General features: G+C 60.9%; 17 protein-coding genes and 1 tRNA gene. 1 reads left to right on the top strand and 17 read right to left on the bottom strand.

The window, feature by feature from the left end; translation table 11 throughout:
• Positions 1–215 precede the first annotated feature (215 nt).
• From B9Y51_RS11185 to B9Y51_RS09000, 12 genes are all read right to left on the bottom strand, one after another.
• Positions 216–392 (bottom strand): hypothetical protein, encoded by a 177-nt coding sequence (locus B9Y51_RS11185; RefSeq protein ID WP_158088284.1) that lies wholly within the window; start codon positions 390–392, stop codon positions 216–218.
• Positions 393–417: 25 nt separating this feature from the next.
• Positions 418–493: transfer RNA gene (locus B9Y51_RS09050), tRNA-Ala, on the bottom strand.
• Positions 494–607: 114 nt separating this feature from the next.
• On the bottom strand, positions 608–1,033 hold the full coding sequence (gene rsfS, locus B9Y51_RS09045) for a ribosome silencing factor (RefSeq protein ID WP_048678197.1): 426 nt from the start codon (positions 1,031–1,033) through the stop codon (positions 608–610).
• 32 nt (positions 1,034–1,065) lie between these two features.
• On the bottom strand, positions 1,066–1,884 hold the full coding sequence (locus B9Y51_RS09040) for a hypothetical protein (protein WP_085529458.1): 819 nt from the start codon (positions 1,882–1,884) through the stop codon (positions 1,066–1,068).
• A 53-nt stretch (positions 1,885–1,937) separates the two neighbouring features.
• Positions 1,938–2,717 (bottom strand): nicotinate-nucleotide adenylyltransferase, encoded by a 780-nt coding sequence (gene nadD, locus B9Y51_RS09035; RefSeq protein ID WP_082156597.1) that lies wholly within the window; start codon positions 2,715–2,717, stop codon positions 1,938–1,940.
• Between the two features lie 63 nt (positions 2,718–2,780).
• Positions 2,781–3,017, bottom strand: a complete 237-nt coding sequence (locus tag B9Y51_RS09030; protein ID WP_048678193.1) for a hypothetical protein — start codon at positions 3,015–3,017, stop codon at positions 2,781–2,783.
• Positions 3,018–3,091: 74 nt separating this feature from the next.
• Positions 3,092–4,399 (bottom strand): glutamate-5-semialdehyde dehydrogenase, encoded by a 1,308-nt coding sequence (locus B9Y51_RS09025; RefSeq protein ID WP_085529457.1) that lies wholly within the window; start codon positions 4,397–4,399, stop codon positions 3,092–3,094.
• Positions 4,400–4,488: 89 nt separating this feature from the next.
• Positions 4,489–5,694 (bottom strand): glutamate 5-kinase, encoded by a 1,206-nt coding sequence (gene proB, locus B9Y51_RS09020; protein WP_082156596.1) that lies wholly within the window; start codon positions 5,692–5,694, stop codon positions 4,489–4,491.
• Entirely contained in the window at positions 5,691–7,289 is a 1,599-nt protein-coding gene (gene obgE / locus B9Y51_RS09015) for a GTPase ObgE (RefSeq protein WP_048678191.1), read from the bottom strand. Before obgE ends, proB begins: the two co-directional genes overlap by 4 nt.
• A 134-nt stretch (positions 7,290–7,423) precedes the next feature.
• The gene (rpmA, locus tag B9Y51_RS09010) at positions 7,424–7,681 is read right to left on the bottom strand and encodes a 50S ribosomal protein L27 (protein ID WP_030014389.1); all 258 of its coding nucleotides are present in this window, start codon (positions 7,679–7,681) and stop codon (positions 7,424–7,426) included.
• Between the two features lie 51 nt (positions 7,682–7,732).
• Positions 7,733–8,044: a 50S ribosomal protein L21 gene (rplU, locus tag B9Y51_RS09005; RefSeq protein WP_048678608.1), complete on the bottom strand. Its 312-nt coding sequence runs from the start codon at positions 8,042–8,044 to the stop codon at positions 7,733–7,735.
• Between the two features lie 306 nt (positions 8,045–8,350).
• The gene (locus B9Y51_RS09000) at positions 8,351–11,377 is read right to left on the bottom strand and encodes an Rne/Rng family ribonuclease (RefSeq protein WP_085529456.1); all 3,027 of its coding nucleotides are present in this window, start codon (positions 11,375–11,377) and stop codon (positions 8,351–8,353) included.
• 464 nt (positions 11,378–11,841) lie between these two features.
• On the opposite strand from B9Y51_RS09000, the gene B9Y51_RS08995 reads away from it, so the two are divergent.
• Positions 11,842–12,486 (top strand): vitamin K epoxide reductase family protein, encoded by a 645-nt coding sequence (locus tag B9Y51_RS08995; RefSeq protein WP_245826122.1) that lies wholly within the window; start codon positions 11,842–11,844, stop codon positions 12,484–12,486.
• Between the two features lie 70 nt (positions 12,487–12,556).
• Here B9Y51_RS08995 and ndk read toward each other — a convergent pair whose 3' ends face one another.
• From ndk to ileS, 5 genes are all read right to left on the bottom strand, one after another.
• Positions 12,557–12,970 carry a nucleoside-diphosphate kinase gene (gene ndk / locus B9Y51_RS08990; protein ID WP_085529455.1) on the bottom strand — a complete coding sequence of 138 codons (414 nt, stop codon included), beginning with the start codon at positions 12,968–12,970 and terminating at the stop codon, positions 12,557–12,559.
• A complete protein-coding gene (locus tag B9Y51_RS08985) occupies positions 12,967–14,247 on the bottom strand; it encodes a folylpolyglutamate synthase/dihydrofolate synthase family protein (RefSeq protein WP_143468040.1) in 1,281 nt (426 codons plus the stop codon). Before B9Y51_RS08985 ends, ndk begins: the two co-directional genes overlap by 4 nt.
• A 24-nt stretch (positions 14,248–14,271) precedes the next feature.
• A complete protein-coding gene (locus B9Y51_RS08980) occupies positions 14,272–14,715 on the bottom strand; it encodes a DUF4233 domain-containing protein (protein WP_085529453.1) in 444 nt (147 codons plus the stop codon).
• Positions 14,716–14,724: 9 nt separating this feature from the next.
• Positions 14,725–16,086 carry a bifunctional folylpolyglutamate synthase/dihydrofolate synthase gene (locus tag B9Y51_RS08975; protein ID WP_218189223.1) on the bottom strand — a complete coding sequence of 454 codons (1,362 nt, stop codon included), beginning with the start codon at positions 16,084–16,086 and terminating at the stop codon, positions 14,725–14,727.
• A gap of 182 nt (positions 16,087–16,268) precedes the next feature.
• Positions 16,269–19,592 carry an isoleucine--tRNA ligase gene (gene ileS, locus B9Y51_RS08970; RefSeq protein ID WP_082156593.1) on the bottom strand — a complete coding sequence of 1,108 codons (3,324 nt, stop codon included), beginning with the start codon at positions 19,590–19,592 and terminating at the stop codon, positions 16,269–16,271.
• Positions 19,593–19,803 lie beyond the last annotated feature (211 nt).

The raw sequence follows: 19,803 nt of genomic DNA, 5'->3' as shown, positions 1-19,803 counted from the left end.
TTCCCGGTGCCGGCGGCCGAGCAGGGCAAGCTGTCTCGCGCACGGCCGTGAGGTCACCGCCGTCGTCAGCGATCCCCGGCGGCGGCCGCAGCAAAATGCAGCGCATTCGACCTCGACACGCTCAAGCGTCAACAGGACCGGACCCGCGCCGGCCTCGCGGAAATCGACCGCAAGCTCGAGAACGACCACAGTAGTACACCGTGCAACGCAGCTACCTATCCAGTGCCATGAAGCTGCTGACCTACTGCGCCACGATGTACCGTCCGTCCGACGACGAAGCCAAGCGTCTCGCGAACCAAGACTTCTTCGAGAAGATCTACATCGGCGAAGACGAACAGCTCATCGTCCGTACCGAGCCCTTCAACGAACTCACCCCCGACACGCTTCCGCATGTCGGGGGTTCGTATACATCAACTATGGTGGAGCTGAGGGGACTCGAACCCCTGACCCTCTGCATGCCATGCAGATGCGCTACCAGCTGCGCCACAGCCCCATGTGATCATCACGAAGATGATCTCTGGTGTTTGCCTCGCGGCAACTCCTCTACTATATGAGAGCCTTCGCGAGTTGTGCAAATCCGTGAACGGTGATCTGCACCACCTAATTTTTAGGACTTAGGTTCCGGTGCCAGTTCCGTCGCCTCGGGAAGGTCACCGACCTCCTGCACTTCGTTCTCCACGCCCAGCGAGATGCGCGGAGCATCTGCCCAGAGGCGGTCCAACGCGTAAAATTCGCGCTCTTCCTCGTGCTGAACGTGGACGACGATGTCACCGAAGTCCAACAGGACCCACCGTCCGCCGGACTTGCCTTCGCGGCGAATCGGCTTCAGGTTTTTCTGCTCACGGAGCTGGTCCTCAACCTCGTCAACAATGGCATCCACAAGGCGTTCGTTGGACGCGGAGGCGATCAGGAAGCCGTCGATGAGGCCCATGATCTCTGAGACGTCGTACGCGTTGAGCTGCGTGGCCTGCTTCGATTCAGCGGCCTGCGCGGCCACGGTGATGGCGTCGATGGATTCTTGAGTAGCTGTCATGGTGTCCTTTCGGGACTCGAGAAGCGGTCGGATCAGAGAAGGAAAATGATTCCCAGCACGACGGCCGCAATCAGAAGTAAAGCAATGATGATGAAGAGGGCGATCTTGGAACCAGACTTTGGCGCCTTACGGTCCATGCCGGACAAGTCCAGGCCGTGAGCGTCCATCGCTCGAACCGGTCGCGCCGAAGATGCCGCAGCCGCGTTTCCCGACGTCTGTTCGGTAGATTTCTGGGGTTCTTCTTCCTTCCCACCGGTCGTTGGTGCGGTCAAAGGAATGGACGTGACGTCAGGTTCGTCAGACGACTCGGACTCTACCGGTGTCGCGTCCGGCAAGGTCGCGCCCCCAGCAACGTTGTGAACCTGAGGCTCGTCCGGGCCGAAGACGACGGGCACCCCCGTGGTGACCGGGCCCAACACGTGTTCGTCGTAGTCCCGCTTGATATCAGTACTACTGAACCCGGAGAGGTGCGCCGGGTTGATGGACATGCTGGGACTATCGGCAACGCTCCCCGACTCGCCCAAGATGTGACGCTGAACCGCGTTCAGCACATCCTCTTCTTGGAACTTGACGGCCGAGGCGTCCTCGGCGATAAACGCATCAAACTCGGCGTTTTCGCCCAACTGGACAAACTCCCCGTGCTCTTCCAGAGAACGTGAAAGCGCTTCAAACCGGCGGTGAATCTCCAAAACGTCCGGGCTGGGCTCGATCGTCGGAACAATCGGAACGCCCTGGGTATGCAGCGGCGGCTCTCCCCGGACCTCGGCCAAATACCCGCGACGATAGCGGGCCAGGCGGCGGGGACCGTACTCCTCCGGGGCCGGAGGAACCTGTGTTCCGTCCTCCGCCACATACACCTTGTCCGGGTCCGACGTGATGTCGGTCGTGGTGGGAAGATTGCTACTCAGCTGAAGCTCCTTGAAATATCCGCTCGACGCGGCGTTACTGCGTCGTTGTTGAGTCTACCGGTCTGGGTTTCTCCCCCATGTTCCCTCGGGAGGCGATCGGGGTTCTGGCGGTCCGGTTCGTCTCCCGTCTCACCGTGCGGATCATACAGGTCGTACTTGTTGATGTACTGGACGACGCCGTCGGGAACCAAGTACCAGACCGGCTTGCCTGCCGCGGAACGTCTCCTGACATCGGTCGACGAGATGGCCATCGCCGGCACTTCCAGCAATCCCACACCCTCGCCGTGATAGGGCGCCGCCAACTCGTGTCCGGGACGAGTGACCCCGACAAAATACGCGAGATCCCACATGTCTGAGGCGTCTTTCCACGAAAGAATCTGCGCCATAGCATCTGCGCCCGTGATGAAAAACAAGTCCGCATTGGGACGAAGGGAACGGAGGTCTCGAAGAGTATCGACCGTGTACGTCGGCCCAGGGCGGTCGATATCGACCCGAGATACCGTAAATCGCGGATTCGATGCCGTCGCGACGACCGTCATCAGGTACCGGTGCTCCGCGGATGACACCTTCTTGTCGGCTTTCTGCCACGGCTCGCCTGTGGGCACGAAAACCACTTCATCGAGGTCAAAAACCGAGGCGACTTCGCTGGCCGCAACCAGGTGGCCATGGTGAATCGGATCGAATGTTCCGCCCATGACGCCGAGGCGGGTCCGCCCCTCCTTGCGGGGCGGAACGGATAATCCATGGCCAGGGGCAGTAGTGAGATGAGGATTCATGAAATGTGCGAATGGGACCCCGTATGGCGGTGCAAAGCGGGGTCCCAGCTTCCGTCGAAGGCCTTAGCGGCGGTGCTTCTGCTGGTATTCGGTCATGGCCTCGACTTCTTCCGGCGAAAGCGACGACGGGCTCACCGAATCACGGCGGATGCCGCGACCGGAGAACGACATGGTCACGATGGCCATCAGCAAGAATGCCGCGAAGAAAATCACAGCCACCAACCAATGGGGGATGCCGAGGTCAAACCCTTCGGATTCTTCCGCCAATGTTGCGGTGGCGAGGATAGCGGTGTTGAGCATAGTCCTATTTTTCCCTTCCGACGGGCCGATTCCAGCGTCCGCCGTGATGCCGGTGCGATGAGGTCACGTCCAGTTTAGCCCCTGACGTGGCCTTGCCCCCGGACCACCCACTGCGACGAGGTGAGTTGAGCCAAGCCCATCGGTCCGCGAGCATGCAACTTCTGCGTGGAAATTCCGACTTCAGCTCCGAGGCCCAATTCCCCGCCATCGGTGAATCGCGTGGACGCATTGACCATGACGGTCGCCGAATCAACGCGATTCACAAATTCATCGGCCTTACGGAGATCGTTAGTGATGATGAGTTCGGTGTGACCAGTCGAGTACTTCTGAATATGCTCGAGAGCCTCTTCCATGGAATCGACGACCTTCACCGACATTTCGAGTGCCAGCGTTTCGGAATCCCAATCGTCGTCTGTTGCCGCAACCACTCGATCTGAGAACCCGCCCGCAAGCTCGGCAGACGCATCGTCCACGTGGAGGCGGACATCAGCGTCCAACAATCCCTTGAGCACCTCGCCGGCCGCCTGCGATCCCTTTTGGATCAACAAAGTTTCGGCGGAGTTGCAGGCGGAGGGGCGGTGAATCTTCGAGTTCACGACGAGCGGGACCGCATTTTCGGCATCGGCGGTGTCGTCCAAGTAGATGTGAACGTTGCCCTCCCCCGTTTCGATGACCGGAACGCGGGCGTTCTGGACCACCGACTGGATCAGGTTGCCGCCTCCGCGAGGAATGAGGACGTCGACCTTGCCTTGAGCCAGCATCAGAGCGTTGGCACCGTCGCGGCCGTACTCGTCAACCGACTGCACGGCGTCCATGGGCAGCCCCGCGGCGTCGAGTGCGTCTCGGATCACGCCGACGAGCGTCTTATTCGTTTCGAGGGCAGCCGAGCCACCTCGCAACATCGCGGCGTTACCAGACTTCAAGGCGAGTCCCGCAATATCCACGGTCACGTTGGGGCGGGCTTCATAGATGGCACCGACGACGCCGAGGGGAACCCTGACGCGTGACACCCTCAACCCATTGGGGAGGGTCTGGCCATCCAAGATCTCCCCAATGGGGTCAACCTGGGATGCAAGATTGTGGAGGGCCTCGATGAGTCCATCAATGCGCTCATCGTTCAGCGTGAGCCGGTCCAACAGGTTCTCAGCGAGGCCCTTCTCTCGACCCCGAGACACATCGTCACTATTCGACCGCAGAATGACCTCTCGGGAGGCGTCAATGGCCTCGGCGATGCGGATCAGAGCTCGATCTTTACGACTCCGATCGGCGGTGGCCAGAGCGCGGGAAGCCCTCCGGGCGTCATCGGCCATCGCATTGACCGCGGTCTGAACGTCTTCAGGGACCGAAAAGGTGGACTGGTGTTCCTGTGCGTTTTCGCTCATAACGTCAACCCTAGCGGGAGGCGGTCAGCGAATCATCCGCTTTCACTGAACGTAAAAACGTTTGACCGCCCCCACCGCCGGCTCGGAGTCTATGGTTTCCGGCGCAACAACGCGAGATTATCGACGTGCACCAGCACGCCGTCGAAATTCTCGCCGAGTTCGTCCACGACGTCGTCGGTGTGCTTTCCTGCGGTCAGATTACATTCGTCGCTTGAATAAGCGGCGATCCCGTGAGCAATAGTCTTTCCCTCAGGCGTCTTGAGCGCAATGGCCTCTCCCGGACGGAAAACACCCTCGACCTTGGTGACTCCCGCAGCCAAGAGAGAGGTCCGGCGGCGGATCGCTTTCACGGCGCCGTCATCGAGGGTCAACGCGCCCTTGGTTTTGGCGAGCTGAGTCAGCCACACCAGACGCACCGAACGACGGCCTCCCGTGGGCTTGAACCACGTACCGACGTCCTCACCCGCCAGCGCCGCCGCCGCATTCGCCGTGGAGGTCACGAGCGCGGGAATGCCCGATGCCGACGCAATCTTGGCCGCCTCGACCTTGGTGACCATGCCGCCGGATCCCACACCGGCACGACCGATGGTTCCGATTTCGACACCTTCCAGATCCTTCTCGGGATCCGAAACCTCGGCGATGCGTTCGCCGCCCTCGGCTGGGTGCTTGGTGTACAAGGCATCCACATCGGAGAGCAACAGGAGGGCATCGGCCTTGATCGTGTGGGCGACCAGCGCCGCGATGCGGTCGTTGTCCCCGAATTTCAGTTCGTGAGTCGCGACGGCGTCGTTTTCGTTAACAATCGGGAGAACGTTGAGGTCGAGAAGGCGCTCCAGCTGACGATGCACGTTGTGGTAGCGGTTCCGGTGCATGAGGTCCTCGGCCGTCACGAGCACCTGCGAGATGGTGACGTTATAGCGGGTGAAGAGCTCCGTGTACCGGGTCATGATGAGCGACTGCCCCACGGAGGCCGCGGCCTGCTGCGTGGAGAGATCTTTGGGGCGACGGCTCAAGCCGAGGGGCGCCAGACCGGCCGCAATTGCACCAGACGACACGAAAACCACCTCGACATTGCGAGCGTGGGCCTTGGCCAACACATCGGTCACCGTGGCGACCGCGAGTTCGTCCAAGGAATTCGCAATGGAGGTCAACGAGGACGAACCAACCTTGACCACCACACGCTTGGCTTTGGGAATATCCGAACGCTTGGCGATGGGGCTGACCCGGTTCTTCCCCCGGTTTTCCGCGGAGCGCTGGATCTCGGTCTGTTTCAGCTTCGAGTTGGCCTTGCTCATTCTGTCCCGTTTCCTCCAGAAATTTCTTCGGTGCCGGTTCCACGAGCCTTACGCTCACGCGCTTGGTCCACTGATTCCGTCCACTTACCGGCAAGGCGTTCGGCCTCGAGGTCCGCACGTGCGGCGGCCCTCGCGTCCTTGCGCTGCTGGTAGTCTTCACGCTTCTCCGCACGCGTCGGACGAAGCAGCTCCTCGAGCCGGGCGTCTGTTCCTCGGGGACTCGTGAGGTTTTCCGCACCGGTCATCATCGTCGGTTCCCAATCGAAGAGCACGGCATCCGTGTCAGGTCCGATGGCGACGGCGTCGCCAGGCTTGGCACCTTGCTTGAACAATTCATCTTCGACCCCGAGCTTAGCGAGACGATCCGCCAAGAACCCGACAGCTTCGTCATTTGCGAAGTCGGTTTGCTTGATCCAACGCTCCGGCTTCTCACCCAATACGCGGAAGAGCGGCTCCAGGTTCCGTTCTTCATGACGAATTGAGAACTCTTGAACCTTTTTCTTGGAGAACCCGCGTGGACGAATAACCGCCGGAGCAGGTGCTTCCTCTTCGACCTCAACGGCCTCAGCACGAGCGGCCTCCACGAGCTCCGCCATCGCGAAGGAAAGCTCCTTCAGACCCTCGTGCGACGCCGTGGAGATTTCGATGACGCGCATACCTCGGGCTTCGAGGTCACCACGGACAAATTCGGCGAGTTCCCTAGCCTCGGGAACATCAATCTTATTGAGCACGGCGATGTGTGGACGCTCCACAAGCGGAGTGGACGTACCGGCGGTGGGATCGACGTCGTACCGAGACAATTCGGCGTTAATCGTCTCGAAGTCGCTGATCGGGTCGCGATACGGCTCCAACGTCGCGCAGTCAATCACGTGAACGATCGCGGCACACCGCTCGACATGGCGCAAGAATCGGTGACCTAGGCCTTTGCCTTCAGATGCTCCTTCAATCAATCCGGGAACGTCTGCCACCGTGAAGCGTACGTTGCCCGCTTCCACGACGCCGAGGTTCGGCACCAGGGTGGTGAAAGGATAATCCGCGATCTTGGGACGTGCGGCACTCATGGCCGCAATCAACGAGGACTTACCCGCCGAGGGATAACCCACCAGGGCGACGTCGGCAATCGATTTGAGTTCCAGTACGACGTCGCGTGCCTCGCCGTCGATGCCGAGCAAGGCGAATCCCGGCGCTTTCCGTTTGGGCGAGGCCAGGGCAGCATTCCCCATGCCACCAATTCCGCCCCGGGCCGCGACGAATTCGTCGCCTTCCCGAACGAGGTCGGCTAGGACTTCGCCGTCTTTGCTCTTGACGACGGTGCCTTGTGGCACCGAGAGGATCAGGTTCTCCCCGTGCCGTCCGTGGCTCAGACCGCCTCGACCCACATCGCCCTTGGGCGCGGTTTGATGCGGCAGATGATGATATTCGAGGAGCGTGGTGGACTGACCGTCTACCCTGAGGATCACGTCACCGCCGTTGCCCCCGTTACCACCGTCCGGCCCGGCAAGGGGCTTGAACTTTTCACGGCGCACGGAAACGCAACCGTCTCCCCCGGATCCGCCGCTGGCGTGCAAGACGACCCGGTCCACAAAGTTGGCCACACAAACTCCTCAAAATCTTGCGGTGCGTATTCCGCGATTCTATCGGTTAAGCAGAAAAGAGGGCATACGCGACGTACGCGCATGCCCTCTTTTCCTCTGCCGGTCACACCGACCGGCACGTCACGACGAACGAATTACTCCGCTGCGGACAAGATGTTGACGACCTTGCGGCCGCGGCGACGGCCAAATTCGACCTGACCAGCGGCCAGAGCGAACAGGGTGTCGTCTCCACCGCGGCCGACGTTCTCGCCCGGGTGGAAATGGGTACCGCGCTGGCGAACGATGATTTCGCCGGCGTTGACGGCCTGGCCGCCAAAGCGCTTCACACCCAGGTACTGGGGGTTCGAATCGCGGCCGTTACGGGTTGAGCTTGCACCTTTTTTATGTGCCATACCTGCCTACCTTCGGATGAAATTTCTGACGGAAAACCGTGCTGGGGGTTACTAGGCGTTGATGCCGGTGATCTTGACCTTGGTCAGATCAGCGCGGAAGCCCTGGCGCTTCTTGTAACCGGTCTTGTTCTTGAACTTCTGAATGACAATCTTCGGACCGCGGAGGTCCTCAACCTTCTCTGCCGTGACCGTAGCGGAAGCCAAGGACTTCGCATCGGCGTTGACCTTCTCGCCGTCAACCAGCATCAGCACGGGCAGCTCAATGGTGCTGCCGGCCTCGCCGGCGACGCGGTCAAGGGTCACGAGGTCTCCGACGGAAACCTTTTCTTGGCGGCCGCCAGCGCGGACAATCGCGTACACCACTTGGGAACTCACTTCTCTCGACGTTATCTGTACAAAGTTTTTTGGGAGAGCACCTAATTCAACAGGCCCTCGCCGAATGGGATGGGACCAGTCGCATCGCTACCTGCGGAGTCAACCACCGGGCGTCCGGACTCTCTTGCTCATTGACTCGTCTCAGCCCGTTTGACCGGCTCGGACCTTAACGTCCGTTCATGAGATGTTAATGAGCACCGACATACAAGACTACGACACCGCAAGTCGGGCGGCAAGTGACGGTGATGCGTGTCGCGCCCAATTTGGCGCGACACGCATCACACTAACACCGGCTCATTCCGGACGCTGAATTTCGTCAGCCGTCACGCCCACACCCAACATCGTGACGTTCTGGGACTCGGACTTCTCAGATTCCGGAGCGCGGTAGGTGGTTGAAGATACCGAACCTCCCGAGGCCGCACCGGAAATGCCCGTCTGAATTTCACCGTCGGAACCACTCGAAGCGGCTCGACGAACGCGACGCTTCTTCGGCTTTTCCGGTGCACCGGTCGCCGAAGTGGGGACGGATGCGGTCGGTTCATTGGACGCGGCTTTCTCCTCGCCAGATGCCTGACCGCTACCCGGCACCGCGACTCCGGTCACCGTTGCCTTCGCGGGATCCGGCGTCTCCTGACGGTTGGGGCGACGTCGGTTGGTATCGCCCCGACGGTTGGAACGCGACTCTGACTTCGTCGTATCCTCCGACGGCTTCTGGCGCCGGTTACGTCCAGGGCGCATATCTTCCAGAGCTTCCAGGGCAGCCTTGCGTGCCGCTTCGGCACCTTGACGACCTGAACGGGCCCTCGAAGCCTCTCGGCGCTCTTCCGCACGACGTCGGGCACGATCGGTGGTGGAGACCGTGTCCGGTGTGCTCTGGTCGGCGTCTGCATCCGACGATTTTCGCTCGTCAGACGATTTACCGTCGAAGGCCGCATTGAGCGAATCGAGGCTGAGCTGAGAGTCATCACGACGCGTTGACTTCCGCTGGCCGCCCTTCTCGGACTGCGGCAGGTTGACGACCTCGCCCTGAATGGTGACGACCATATCCGGGTTGCCGTCGGTCAAGGCGCCGCCCTGATCCTCCGAGGAGTCCGCGTTTCGTTGGGAACTCTGCGAAGCCGAATCCTGACTCCGCGTTGCCTCGGCCTGGCGATCCTTATTCCGTTTGCGGCGCTTCCGCTTCTTGGCCGACTTCGATTCACCGCTCTCCGGACGGACCGACTGAGCATCGTCATGCTGGCCGGACCCTGACGTGTCGTCGTCGTGGTGCGCGGATGCCGCCGCGATATTGGCCACGGCGTTGCGCGTTGCCTCGGCTTGAGCGTCATTGCGCTTGGGCGTCTCATGTGACGGACGTGACGAACGGTTGCGGTCCTTGTGCCGCTTGCGGTCGTTGCGGTTGCTGTGATCCACGGCGTCGGAACCTGAACGGCCCTTCAACGGCTGGTCATGCACAATCACACCCCGACCGCCGCAATGCTCGCAGGGCTCGGAAAAGACATCGAGGAGGCCGGTACCCATGCGCTTACGCGTCATCTGCACGAGTCCGAGTGATGTCACCTCAGCGACCTGATGTTTGGTGCGATCCCGACCGAGGCATTCGATGAGTCGGCGCAACACGAGGTCCCGGTTCTGCTCCAGGACCATGTCGATGAAGTCGATGACGATGATTCCACCGATGTCGCGCAGACGCAGTTGCCGCACGATCTCTTCGGCAGCCTCCAAGTTGTTCTTGGTGACGGTCTCCTCGAGGTTTCCACCGGATCCGGTGAATTTTCCGGTATTGACGTCAACCACGGTCATGGCCTCGGTGCGATCAATGACCAACGAGCCACCCGACGGCAGGAATACCTTGCGGTCCAGGGCCTTCGCTAAGCCTTCCTCAACACGGTAGTGATCGAAGAGGTCGCCCTCGCCGTCCCACTTTTTGAGGCGGTCCAGCAAATCGGGAGCCACATAGGTCACGTAAGCTTCGATGTTGTCCCAGGCCTGCTCCCCCTGAACGACCATCGCGGAGAAGTCTTCGTTGAAAACGTCGCGAACCGTCTTAATGGTGAGGTCCGGTTCCTGATAAAGCATCTCCGGGGACAGCGTCTTCTTCGACGTGGACTTCGACTCGATGTCTTCCCACTGCGCCCGCAGGCGATTGATGTCGTGTGCGAGCTCTTCCTCTGCAGCGCCTTCAGCCGCGGTGCGAACGATGACGCCAGCGCCTTCCGGCAATTTATCCTTGAGGATTTTCTTCAAGCGTGCACGCTCGGTGTCCGGAAGCTTGCGCGAGATGCCAGTCATCGACCCACCGGGTACATAGACCAGGTATCGGCCGGGAAGCGAGATCTGAGATGTCAGACGAGCGCCCTTGTGCCCGATGGGATCCTTGGTCACCTGGACCAGTACAGAATCGCCGGACTTCAAGGCGTTTTCGATCTTCCTCGGGGCCCCGTCGAGACCGCTCGAGTCCCAATTCACTTCCCCCGCGTACAGCACAGCGTTCCGGCCGCGGCCGATGTCGACGAAGGCGGCCTCCATAGACGGCAACACGTTCTGGACCTTGCCCAGATACACGTTGCCGATCAGGGAGTCCTGCTGCGTCTTCGACACGAAGTGTTCCGAAAGGACGCCGTCTTCCAGTACACCGATCTGAATCCGGTCGTCCTTTTGCCGCACGATCATCTGGCGATCTACAGATTCACGCCGCGCAAGGAACTCCGCTTCCGTGATCACGTGGCGACGGCGCCCCGATGCTCGAGAGTCACGACGACGCTGGCGCTTGGCCTCGAGACGAGTGGATCCCTTAACCGACGTCACCTTGTTGGAGGTGGCGCCTTCGGTCACTCGCGGCGTGCGGACCTTGGTGACCGTGTTGGGCGGGTCATCCTCCGAACCACCGGTTAATTCGAGGTCCTCACCACCGCGACGTCGGCGGCGACGACGTCGGGCGACCACCTCGCCGTCATCAACCGCATCGTCCTCAGGCTCATCCTCCTCAGATTCCTCGGCCGCCTTTTTGGCCTTCGCCGCCGCCTTTATTTCGTCAAGGTCGGGGGCGTGAAAGAGCAACGAGGTCGCCGAGATGGCGGGAAAAGTCCCGTCCTGGGTGTCGTCGTTGTCGCGATCGTCCTGTGATTCGTCGGTCGTCTGTTCAGCGGAGGCTCCCGACGCTTCTACGGGTGCATTTTGAGTGGTCTCTGGCTGTTGAGCTTCCGACTGTTCGGAAGGTGCCGTGGTTTCCTGTCCGAAATTCGCGGACGACACGGCGTTCTCAGATTCCGATGATTCGGCCCCACCGAGTTCGGCGGCGCCTTCGTGATGTGTGCTCATGTTTAGTTGGTACTCCTAGGAGAGCATCCCGAGCCGCACTCGCGATCTCTCTCGATTATTCGGTCTCACCGCATTCATCGCGGCGACCGGAAGTCATGGCGTACCCCGTGGCGCACGTCGAGCCGACGTAACAGAGATGCCGGCAAAGGGCACCACTCGGGCCAATGGTCGCGCCGAGCTTCGCGTCTCGCAGAAGTCTTGTGCAAGGTGGTCTTCGCATCCCTGGTCGGGACGCGGTACACGGCACCTGTCGGCTGCACATTGGGCTTCGAACCGCGTGCGGCGCGGATCTCACCTCTGCCAGTATCGCACAGCAACACGTCCACATGCCGGATTACGAATTATCAGGGAGCTCCCAGTGGACTTGCGAAGCTTTCCGTAAAATTTCGAAGGAGCCCTTGGTTAGGATGATGGGGTACGAGCGCGGTCTTCTACCGCACGCCCCAACCCACAAGGACTATCGCGTGAGCACTTCGAGAATCGGTCGTGAGGTCGGAAACGACTCGGATCGACCCCTTTCTGGGGCTGGAGAGTCCACCGAAAGACGTTTCAGCTGGCTGCTCGTCATTACCGGTGCCATCGGATTTTTCGCATCTGCGGCGCTCGTTTTTGAACGGCTTCAGGTCTTTTTGGATGCTGGTCACAAAGCCAGTTGTGACATCAACGCCCTGCTCAACTGCGGCACGGTCATGCGAACCCCTCAAGCCGAACTCTTTGGTTTCCCCAACCCGTTCATCGGCATCGTCGCCTATGCAGTCATTCTGACCCTCGGTACGGCCATGCTGGCCGGTGCACGGTTCGCCAAATGGTATTGGATCTGCGTCAATATCGGTGTGGTGCTGGGTTCGATTTTCACTTTCTGGCTGTGGTATCAGACGACGTTCCAGATCGACGCTCTGTGCCTGTACTGCATGATCGTGTGGATCGTTCAAACCATACTTTCGGTGAGCGTGACCATGCACAATATCCGCATGGGGATTATTCCCGTATCCCCGCGAATCGCCGAGACTCTCCCCCGGTGGAATTGGTTCCTGACCGTGATGATCTTGTTGGTCATCTTCGGAATTATTTTTATCCGGTTCTTCGCCAACATTCTCGCGATGTTCTAAACGAGGAGCCCCACAGAAAAACGCTCCGTTGCCATATGGCAACGGAGCGTTTTTCTGTGGAGCGGGCCGATCAGCCGAACCAAATTCCGATTTCGCGTTCCGCCGATTCCGGCGAATCCGAGCCGTGCACCAGGTTTTTCTGCACTTTTTCGCCCCAGTCCCGGCCAAGATCTCCGCGAATCGTGCCTGCGGGCGCCGTCGTGGGATCCGAGGGCCCCATCATGGTCCGCAGCCCTTCAATCGCGCGGTCGCCTTCGATGACGGCGGCAACGATCGGGCCAGACATCATGAACTCCAGGAGAGGCTCGTAGAACGGCTTGCCCTGGTGTTCTTCGTAGTGCTGTTCCAAAATGTCCCGCGTCGCGCTGAGGCGCTGTAGCTCGGCAATTCGATAACCCTTGGTTTCGATGCGGGCCAAGATGGCACCCACCAGGTTGCGTTCGACGCCGTCGGGCTTAATGAGGACTAATGAACGTTCCGTCATCCGTAAACTCCTTGGTCGGTTGAATCTCTCGTATCGATCCTAACCGGGCCGTAGAGCCGTTCCAGGGTGACGCCCGTCTCTCTCAAAATGGAGGAGCCGAAAGAGATGGTCCCGGTGATCACTGTGCGATCGATGACGGCGTCCATGGCTCGATCACGGGGAATGATGCGGAGCCGCTCCTGGAGCTTCTGAGGGAGCCGATAGTCGAGGTGTCCGCCAGGCAATGGGACAAAATAGTGCGGAATGGCCTGAGCGTCCAGCCAGTCGGCCATTCCCACCACGTTCTTGGTGGCCGGTACGGACCACAAAATCTGGTCGACCGCGCCCCACGCTTCTTGGGCGCTCTGAAAGGTTCGGCGCAGCCCCTCAGGGTCAATGCTCGCGTCCACGATGTATCTCGCGCCGGATGCGTTGACGCGCTTTTCGCCTCGTCCTGGTCGGCTGACGACCACGGGCTCCGTGCTCGTACTCACGCCCACAGCCCGACAAGCGGTATCGGCGAGAGCCTCCCCCAAGGCTCGATTTTGAGTCCGGAAGTCCCCCGCCGCCACGATCTGCACCTGGGCGTTCCTCCGCTCGGCCAGGTCATGCAGCACCCGCCGCGGCCCTTGGCTTTGCGGTACAGACCAGACGACGTCGTTCGGCCGGATGAGGCCGAACTTTTCCTGAGCGACGTGTGCCAGGGTGGGCCCAAAGACATCCAGGTGCTCCGCAAAAATGCTGGTAAACCCGACGCACCAACGATCGAGCAACGAAATCTCGTCGCGGGCACCGCCCATACCGGCCTCATGAACAACGACGTCGACCCCTGCCGCGGTCATCATGGCGTGCCCCATGACGGTGAACAGCCCGGTCGGCGCCAAATAGCCCCGGAGGCGCTCCCGCTGGGACTCCACGGCGTCCGACAGACGACAAAGCCACCGGTTGTAAGTTCCCGCACCAACGACGGCTCCGTCGATACTGAAACGATCCAGGTTGGAAATGATGCCGGGCGACGAGACCAATCCCACGCGCAACCCCGCGTTCGAAAGGTGCGCGGCCGCCGTCGTCGCGGCTTCCCCTTTGCCCTTAGAACCCGTGATCAGAACGCTCGGCGTGCGGCGGGTTCCGGAGAGCATCTCGAGAATTTCGCCGGCGCCCTGTACATCGCGCTTCTCGCCCGGTTTCCGACGACTCCACGAGCCGAATACCGCCCGAGACTCCAACTCGCGATCAATACATGATGGGTCGGGGGCCTCTGAAGCTTCACCGACCCAACCATGGCATGACGTGGTCATGACGCCACGGCCTCGCACCAGAGACTAAGCACCACCGTGGGTACGTTCCCACTCGAGTTCGGCGTCCCACCGCTCTTTCTTTTCGCGGTCGATCTTTGTTCCCGTCAGCATGGAGTACCACCACGCTGCGAGGAAGCACAGGCCGATCACGAACATCGCCGGCAGCAAGAATCCCGTGGCTACGAGAAGCAACTGCAGAATCCAGCCCGCGGCGTAACCCCATGGTTTACGAAGGAACGCACAGTTGGCGACGAAGGCTGCCGCCAGAATCACGCCGCCCACCATGACTCCGGTTTTCGCCCCTACTCCCGAATGCAGATGTTGCAACCCGAAGTAAGCCAAGGTCCCGAAAAAGACCACAAAAGCTTCCAAGAGGAGCACGGTGGAGGCGAACATGACCTTGACGGATCCGGGCTTTTTCACCTGGCCGGGTCGCCATTCACGTTGCGCTTTGGTAAGTCGAGCCATCATCTTCTCCTAGCCGCCCAGTAACACTCGGGCTTCACCGACGACGGTGATCGACCCCGTAATCAACACCGCGGCGTCGAGCTCTTCCCTGGCCGCTGCGTCGGATATCGCCGCAACCGTTGCGTTGTCGAGACGCTCATGGACCTCGAGGGCGTCCTCGTCAAACCCGGCCTCCACGGCAAGTTCGGCCAGCTCCTCCACGGGTATGGCTCGCGGAGAGGTGGACTGGGTGAGATATAGCCGCGTCTCGAATTCCTCGGACTCGGCGTAGTGATGCCGCAAGATATCCAGCATGGACCGGGCGTCCTTATCCGAGAGGATGCCGAGAACGATGTTGAGCTGCTTGATGTTAAAGGCCTCGCCCACCGCTTGGGCCGAAGCCTCGATACCGTGGGGATTGTGCGCAGCATCCAGCACGACGACGGGTGCGTTGCGCACGACCTCCAACCGCCCGGGTGACGTGGCTTCCTCAAACGCGACACGCACCACGTCCAGGGCGAGTTCTTTCTCCCCACCCCCGAGGAAGGCCTCGACCGCTGCCACGGCCAGTGAAGCATTTTCCGCCTGGTGAGCCCCGAGGAGCGGCAGCGCCACATCCTCGTATCGCCCGGCCAAACCCTGAATGGTCACGACCTGTCCGCCCACGCCCGGTGTCCGCTCCGTGACGCCAAACTCGACGCCCTCGAAGCGGAACTCGGCGTCGTTTTCCCGGGCTGACGCCAACAGGATCTCTGCGACGCTGGGCTTCTGCACCGCCGAGACGAGGAAACCTTCGGGTTTGATGATCCCGGACTTCTCTTGAGCAATCTCTTCGACCGTTTCACCAAGCATGTGCACATGGTCCAGGTCGATGGGGGTGACCACGGACACCTGGGCATCCGCAACGTTGGTCGCGTCCCAGGCACCTCCCAAGCCCACTTCGAGCACCATAACGTCGACGGGTGCGTCCGCAAAGATCGCGAAGGCCAACGCCGTCATGGCTTCGAATTCTGTGAGCGGGACTTCGCCCTGTTCCGCCAGATGGGCATCGACCATCTGAAGGTATGGACGAATTTCATCCCACACACGGACGAACGTTCGATCATCGACCGGCTCGCCGTCCAAACAGATGCGCTCGTTGACCTTTTCCAGGTGCGGGGAGGTGTAGCGGCCCGGCCGTAGGTCATGGGCCAGGAGCAAGCGCTCGATCAGACGGGCCGTCGAGGTCTTGCCATTGGTTCCGGTGACGTGAATGACTGGTGCGCTATGTGCCGGGTCCCCCAGGAAGTCCATGGCTAGACGCATCGCATCCAACCGTGGTGCCATCTGAGTTTCGGGAGCCCTGCCACGCAGTTCGGCGTAAATGGATTCGACCGAAAAGACGTCGTCCATCACGTCGCCCGAATCATCGCGGGATGGGACGGGAAGGCCTACGGCATCGTCTAACTCGAGGTCGTCGAGGTCCCGTTCTTCGGCGAGTTCGTCGGTATCGTCGGCCCCGAATGGGCTGAGCTCTTCGGGCAATTCCTCGTGTTCGCGCCCACCGTCGGCGTCGTCACGAAATGGTTGGTTGCTCATGCATCCTTCTCTTGGTCGTTGCTCGCAACGGTCTCGACGGTCACCGACGGGTCCGCGGCCTCCTCAAGGACGAGGCGAGTAGTTAACGTCTCCCCCGCGACGAGTTCCTCGTTGGCACGGATGGCCTCAAGGTTTTCGGCCCGGTCCCGAACGACGGTGACGATGCGGTCGCTCACCTGAAGTCCGGCGTCCTTGCGTGCCTGCTGGATCACCCGAACCATGTCGCGCGCCGCGCCCTCCTTCAGGAGGTCGTCGGTCAACTCGGTATCGAGCACCAAGAATCCGCCATCAATGACCGAGACTGCTCGGTCCTGATGCGCACCCTCGGCAACCACCGTCTCGAGTTCGAATTCCCCGGCGTGCAAGGCAAATCCTTGACCGTCTGCCTGGACACCCACGACGACGGTTCCGTCGTCGTTGACCTGCCAGTCGCCGGTCTTGGACGCCTTAATGGCCGCTTGGACCTGCTTGCCGAGGCGCGGGCCCGCGGCGCGAGCGTTCACCTTCAGGCTTCGGGAAATCCCGTACTTCTCCGGCGAGACATCCTCGGAGTCGAGAATCTCCACGTGTTTGATGTTGAGCTCGGACGCGATGATTTCGGAGAAAGTCTCGCCGAGTTCTTTGCCGCGCGGTACGGCAACCGTCAACTTCGCCAAGGGTTGGCGCACCCGGAGGTTCTCGGCCTTGCGCAGTGCCGAACCCGCCGAACAGATGGCCCGCGTCGTCTCCATGTGCTCCACGAGGTCCGATTCTTCGGCGAACAGACCGGCGTCGGGCCAATCCGTGAGATGGACAGATCGCCCGCCCGTCAGGCCACGCCAGATCACCTCAGTCTCCATGGGAAGCAACGGAGCGGCGACGCGGCACATCGTCTCCAAGCAGGTGTACAGCACATCAAATGCTGCGATGTCCTCGTCGAAGAAGCGTTCACGGGAGCGTCGGACGTACCAGTTCGTGAGGGCATCCGTGTAGATGCGCAGGTGGTCGCAGGCGCTCCAGACGTCGTAAGCGTCGAAATCCTCCGTGACCTGCTCCACGAGCTGGCGGGTCTTCGCGAGGATGAATCGATCCATCACGTGGTCGCATGAATACCTCGGGCGTGCGTCGTAACCCTGACCACCGAAAGCGGCGTTCGAGTAAAGCGTCAGGAAGTGATAGGCGTTCCACATCGGAAGCATGACCTGGCGTACGCCTTCACGGATTCCGCGTTCGGTCACGATCAGGTTGCCGCCGCGAAGGATCGGCGACGACATCAGGAACCACCGCATCGCGTCGGAGCCGTCCCGGTCAAGCACTTCGGAGACATCCGGGTAGTTGCGCAACGACTTGGACATCTTCTGACCGTCGGAGCCCAACACGATGCCGTGTGAGATCACATTGGTGAAGGCCGGCCGGTCGAACAACGCCGTCGACAAGATGTGCAAGGTGTAGAACCATCCGCGCGTCTGGCCGATGTACTCCACGATGAAGTCCGCCGGGTAGTGGTTTTCGAACCACTCCTTGTTCTCGAACGGGTAGTGAACTTGCCCGTAAGGCATCGACCCGGAGTCAAACCATACGTCCAAGACATCCGGGACGCGGCGCATCGTGGACTGCCCCGTCGGATCGTCCGGGTTGGGGCGAGTCAGCTCGTCGATAAACGGTCGATGCAGGTCCGGCTTGCCTTCGTGATTCAGCGGCATGCGGCCAAAATCGGCTTCAAGCTCGGCCAAGGAACCGTAAACATCCGTCCGAGGATAGTTCGGGTCGTCCGATACCCACACCGGGATCGGAGAGCCCCAATAGCGATTACGCGAGATCGACCAGTCCCTGGCATTTTCCAACCACTTGCCGAATTGGCCGTGCTTGACGTTCTCAGGGATCCAGTTGATGTGCTCATTCAACTCGACCATGCGGTCCTTGAACTGGCTCACCGCGACGTACCACGAGGTGATCGCGCGGTAGATCAAGGGGTTACGGCACCGCCAGCAGTGCGGGTAGGAGTGCACGTAGGATTTCTCGCGCAACAGCACGTTCTTGGCACGCAGGTGACGGATGATCGGGGTGTTCGTTTCGAAGACTTGGAGCCCCACGATGTCTTCCAGCTCCGTGCCACGGAATAGAGGCAGGACTTTGGCTCCCTCATCGACCGTCAAGATGACCGGGATGCCGTACTGGTCGCACGTCGCCTGGTCGTCTTCACCGTAGGCGGGAGCCTGGTGGACCACGCCGGTACCGTCCGTCGTCGTCACGTAGTCTGCCAGGAGAACCTGCCAGGCCCGTGAGGTGTCGTAGGCTTCGCTGTCGACGAAGGTGTCGAAGAGAGGCTCATAGCGCAAGCCCTCCAAATCCCGGCCGAGGTGGTGGGCCTCTACGGCCGCCTGAGCGGATTCGGCGTCCTCATATCCAAGATCTTCGGCGTAGTCACCCAGGCGCTCGGCGGCCAACAGGAAACGCTGTGCCTCGACGGACGTACCCTTCGGGCCTGCCGGCAACACCACATAGTCGATCTCCGGGCCGACGGCGAGCGCAAGGTTCGCCGGCAGGGTCCAGGGCGTGGTGGTCCAGCCGATGGCCGCGACTCCGGCGAGTTGGTGGCTCAGGTCGGTTGAGCCGTCTTTGAGGGTGAATGCCACGGTGACGGTGGGGTCTTGGCGGTCTTTGTAGACGTCGTCGTCCATCCGCAGCTCATGGTTCGAGAGCGGGGTTTCGTCCTTCCAGCAGTATGGAAGCACGCGGAATCCCTGGTAGGTCAGGCCTTTGTCGTGGAGCTGCTTGTAGACCCAGATGACCGACTCCATGTATTCGACGTTGAGGGTCTTGTAGTCGTTCTCGAAGTCGACCCAGCGGGCCTGTCGGGTGACGTATTTTTCCCACTCGTCGGTATACCGCAGGACCGAGGACCGGCAGGCGTCGTTGAATTGATCGATGCCCATTTCTTCGATCTGTTTTTTGTCGGTCATGCCGAGCTGTTTCATGGCTTCGAGCTCGGCAGGCAGTCCGTGGGTGTCCCATCCGAAGCGGCGGTCGACCTTATTTCCGCGTTGGGTTTGGTAGCGCGCGACGAGGTCCTTGACGTAGCCGGTCAGGAGGTGGCCGTAGTGCGGGAGACCGTTGGCGAATGGGGGGCCGTCGTAGAAGACGAATTCGTCCGTCGCGCCTTCACCGTGATCGCGTTCGGCGATGCTGGCCTGGAACGTTCCATCGTGTTCCCAGTAGTTGAGGACGTTTTCCTCGAGTTCTGGGAAGGAAGGCGAGGCGGGAAGGGGCTGAGAAGTTGAGTGGGTCGCCTTGGGGTAGTGAGTGCTCACGCTGACATCCTGGTTCTCGATAAGGAACATTCGTTTGTGTCAGGACGCCGTGTTGGCGCGGTACCACCTCACTTGCCGTGGACGCCGGGACGCCTCGCGGTGGCCATGGAGGCCACCGCGAGAATGTCTCAGCGGCAACGGCCGCTTCATGACGGCTGTCTCGGGCCTACCCGTCCGGGTCTAATGAGGCTGTATCTATTCCGTGGTCTCCCGCGCCGCAACGCATCGATGGGAGAACACA

This window comes from Kocuria massiliensis (assembly GCF_900169715.1).
GTDB classification, from domain to species: Bacteria; Actinomycetota; Actinomycetes; order Actinomycetales; family Micrococcaceae; genus Rothia; species Rothia massiliensis.
This window is presented reverse-complemented; position numbering and strand designations above follow the sequence as displayed.

Coding starts and splice junctions, on each gene's coding strand:
- B9Y51_RS09025 (WP_085529457.1), bottom strand. CDS start 4,399: ATGAGCGAAAACGCACAGGAACACCAGTCCACCTTTTCGGTCCCTGAA.
- rsfS (WP_048678197.1), bottom strand. CDS start 1,033: ATGACAGCTACTCAAGAATCCATCGACGCCATCACCGTGGCCGCGCAG.
- B9Y51_RS09000 (WP_085529456.1), bottom strand. CDS start 11,377: ATGAGCACACATCACGAAGGCGCCGCCGAACTCGGTGGGGCCGAATCA.
- B9Y51_RS09030 (WP_048678193.1), bottom strand. CDS start 3,017: ATGCTCAACACCGCTATCCTCGCCACCGCAACATTGGCGGAAGAATCC.
- B9Y51_RS11185 (WP_158088284.1), bottom strand. CDS start 392: ATGCGGAAGCGTGTCGGGGGTGAGTTCGTTGAAGGGCTCGGTACGGAC.
- ndk (WP_085529455.1), bottom strand. CDS start 12,970: ATGACGGAACGTTCATTAGTCCTCATTAAGCCCGACGGCGTCGAACGC.
- B9Y51_RS08975 (WP_218189223.1), bottom strand. CDS start 16,086: ATGGACGACGTCTTTTCGGTCGAATCCATTTACGCCGAACTGCGTGGC.
- B9Y51_RS08980 (WP_085529453.1), bottom strand. CDS start 14,715: ATGGCTCGACTTACCAAAGCGCAACGTGAATGGCGACCCGGCCAGGTG.
- ileS (WP_082156593.1), bottom strand. CDS start 19,592: ATGTTCCTTATCGAGAACCAGGATGTCAGCGTGAGCACTCACTACCCC.
- proB (WP_082156596.1), bottom strand. CDS start 5,694: ATGAGCAAGGCCAACTCGAAGCTGAAACAGACCGAGATCCAGCGCTCC.
- nadD (WP_082156597.1), bottom strand. CDS start 2,717: ATGAATCCTCATCTCACTACTGCCCCTGGCCATGGATTATCCGTTCCG.
- B9Y51_RS08985 (WP_143468040.1), bottom strand. CDS start 14,247: ATGACCACGTCATGCCATGGTTGGGTCGGTGAAGCTTCAGAGGCCCCC.
- rpmA (WP_030014389.1), bottom strand. CDS start 7,681: ATGGCACATAAAAAAGGTGCAAGCTCAACCCGTAACGGCCGCGATTCG.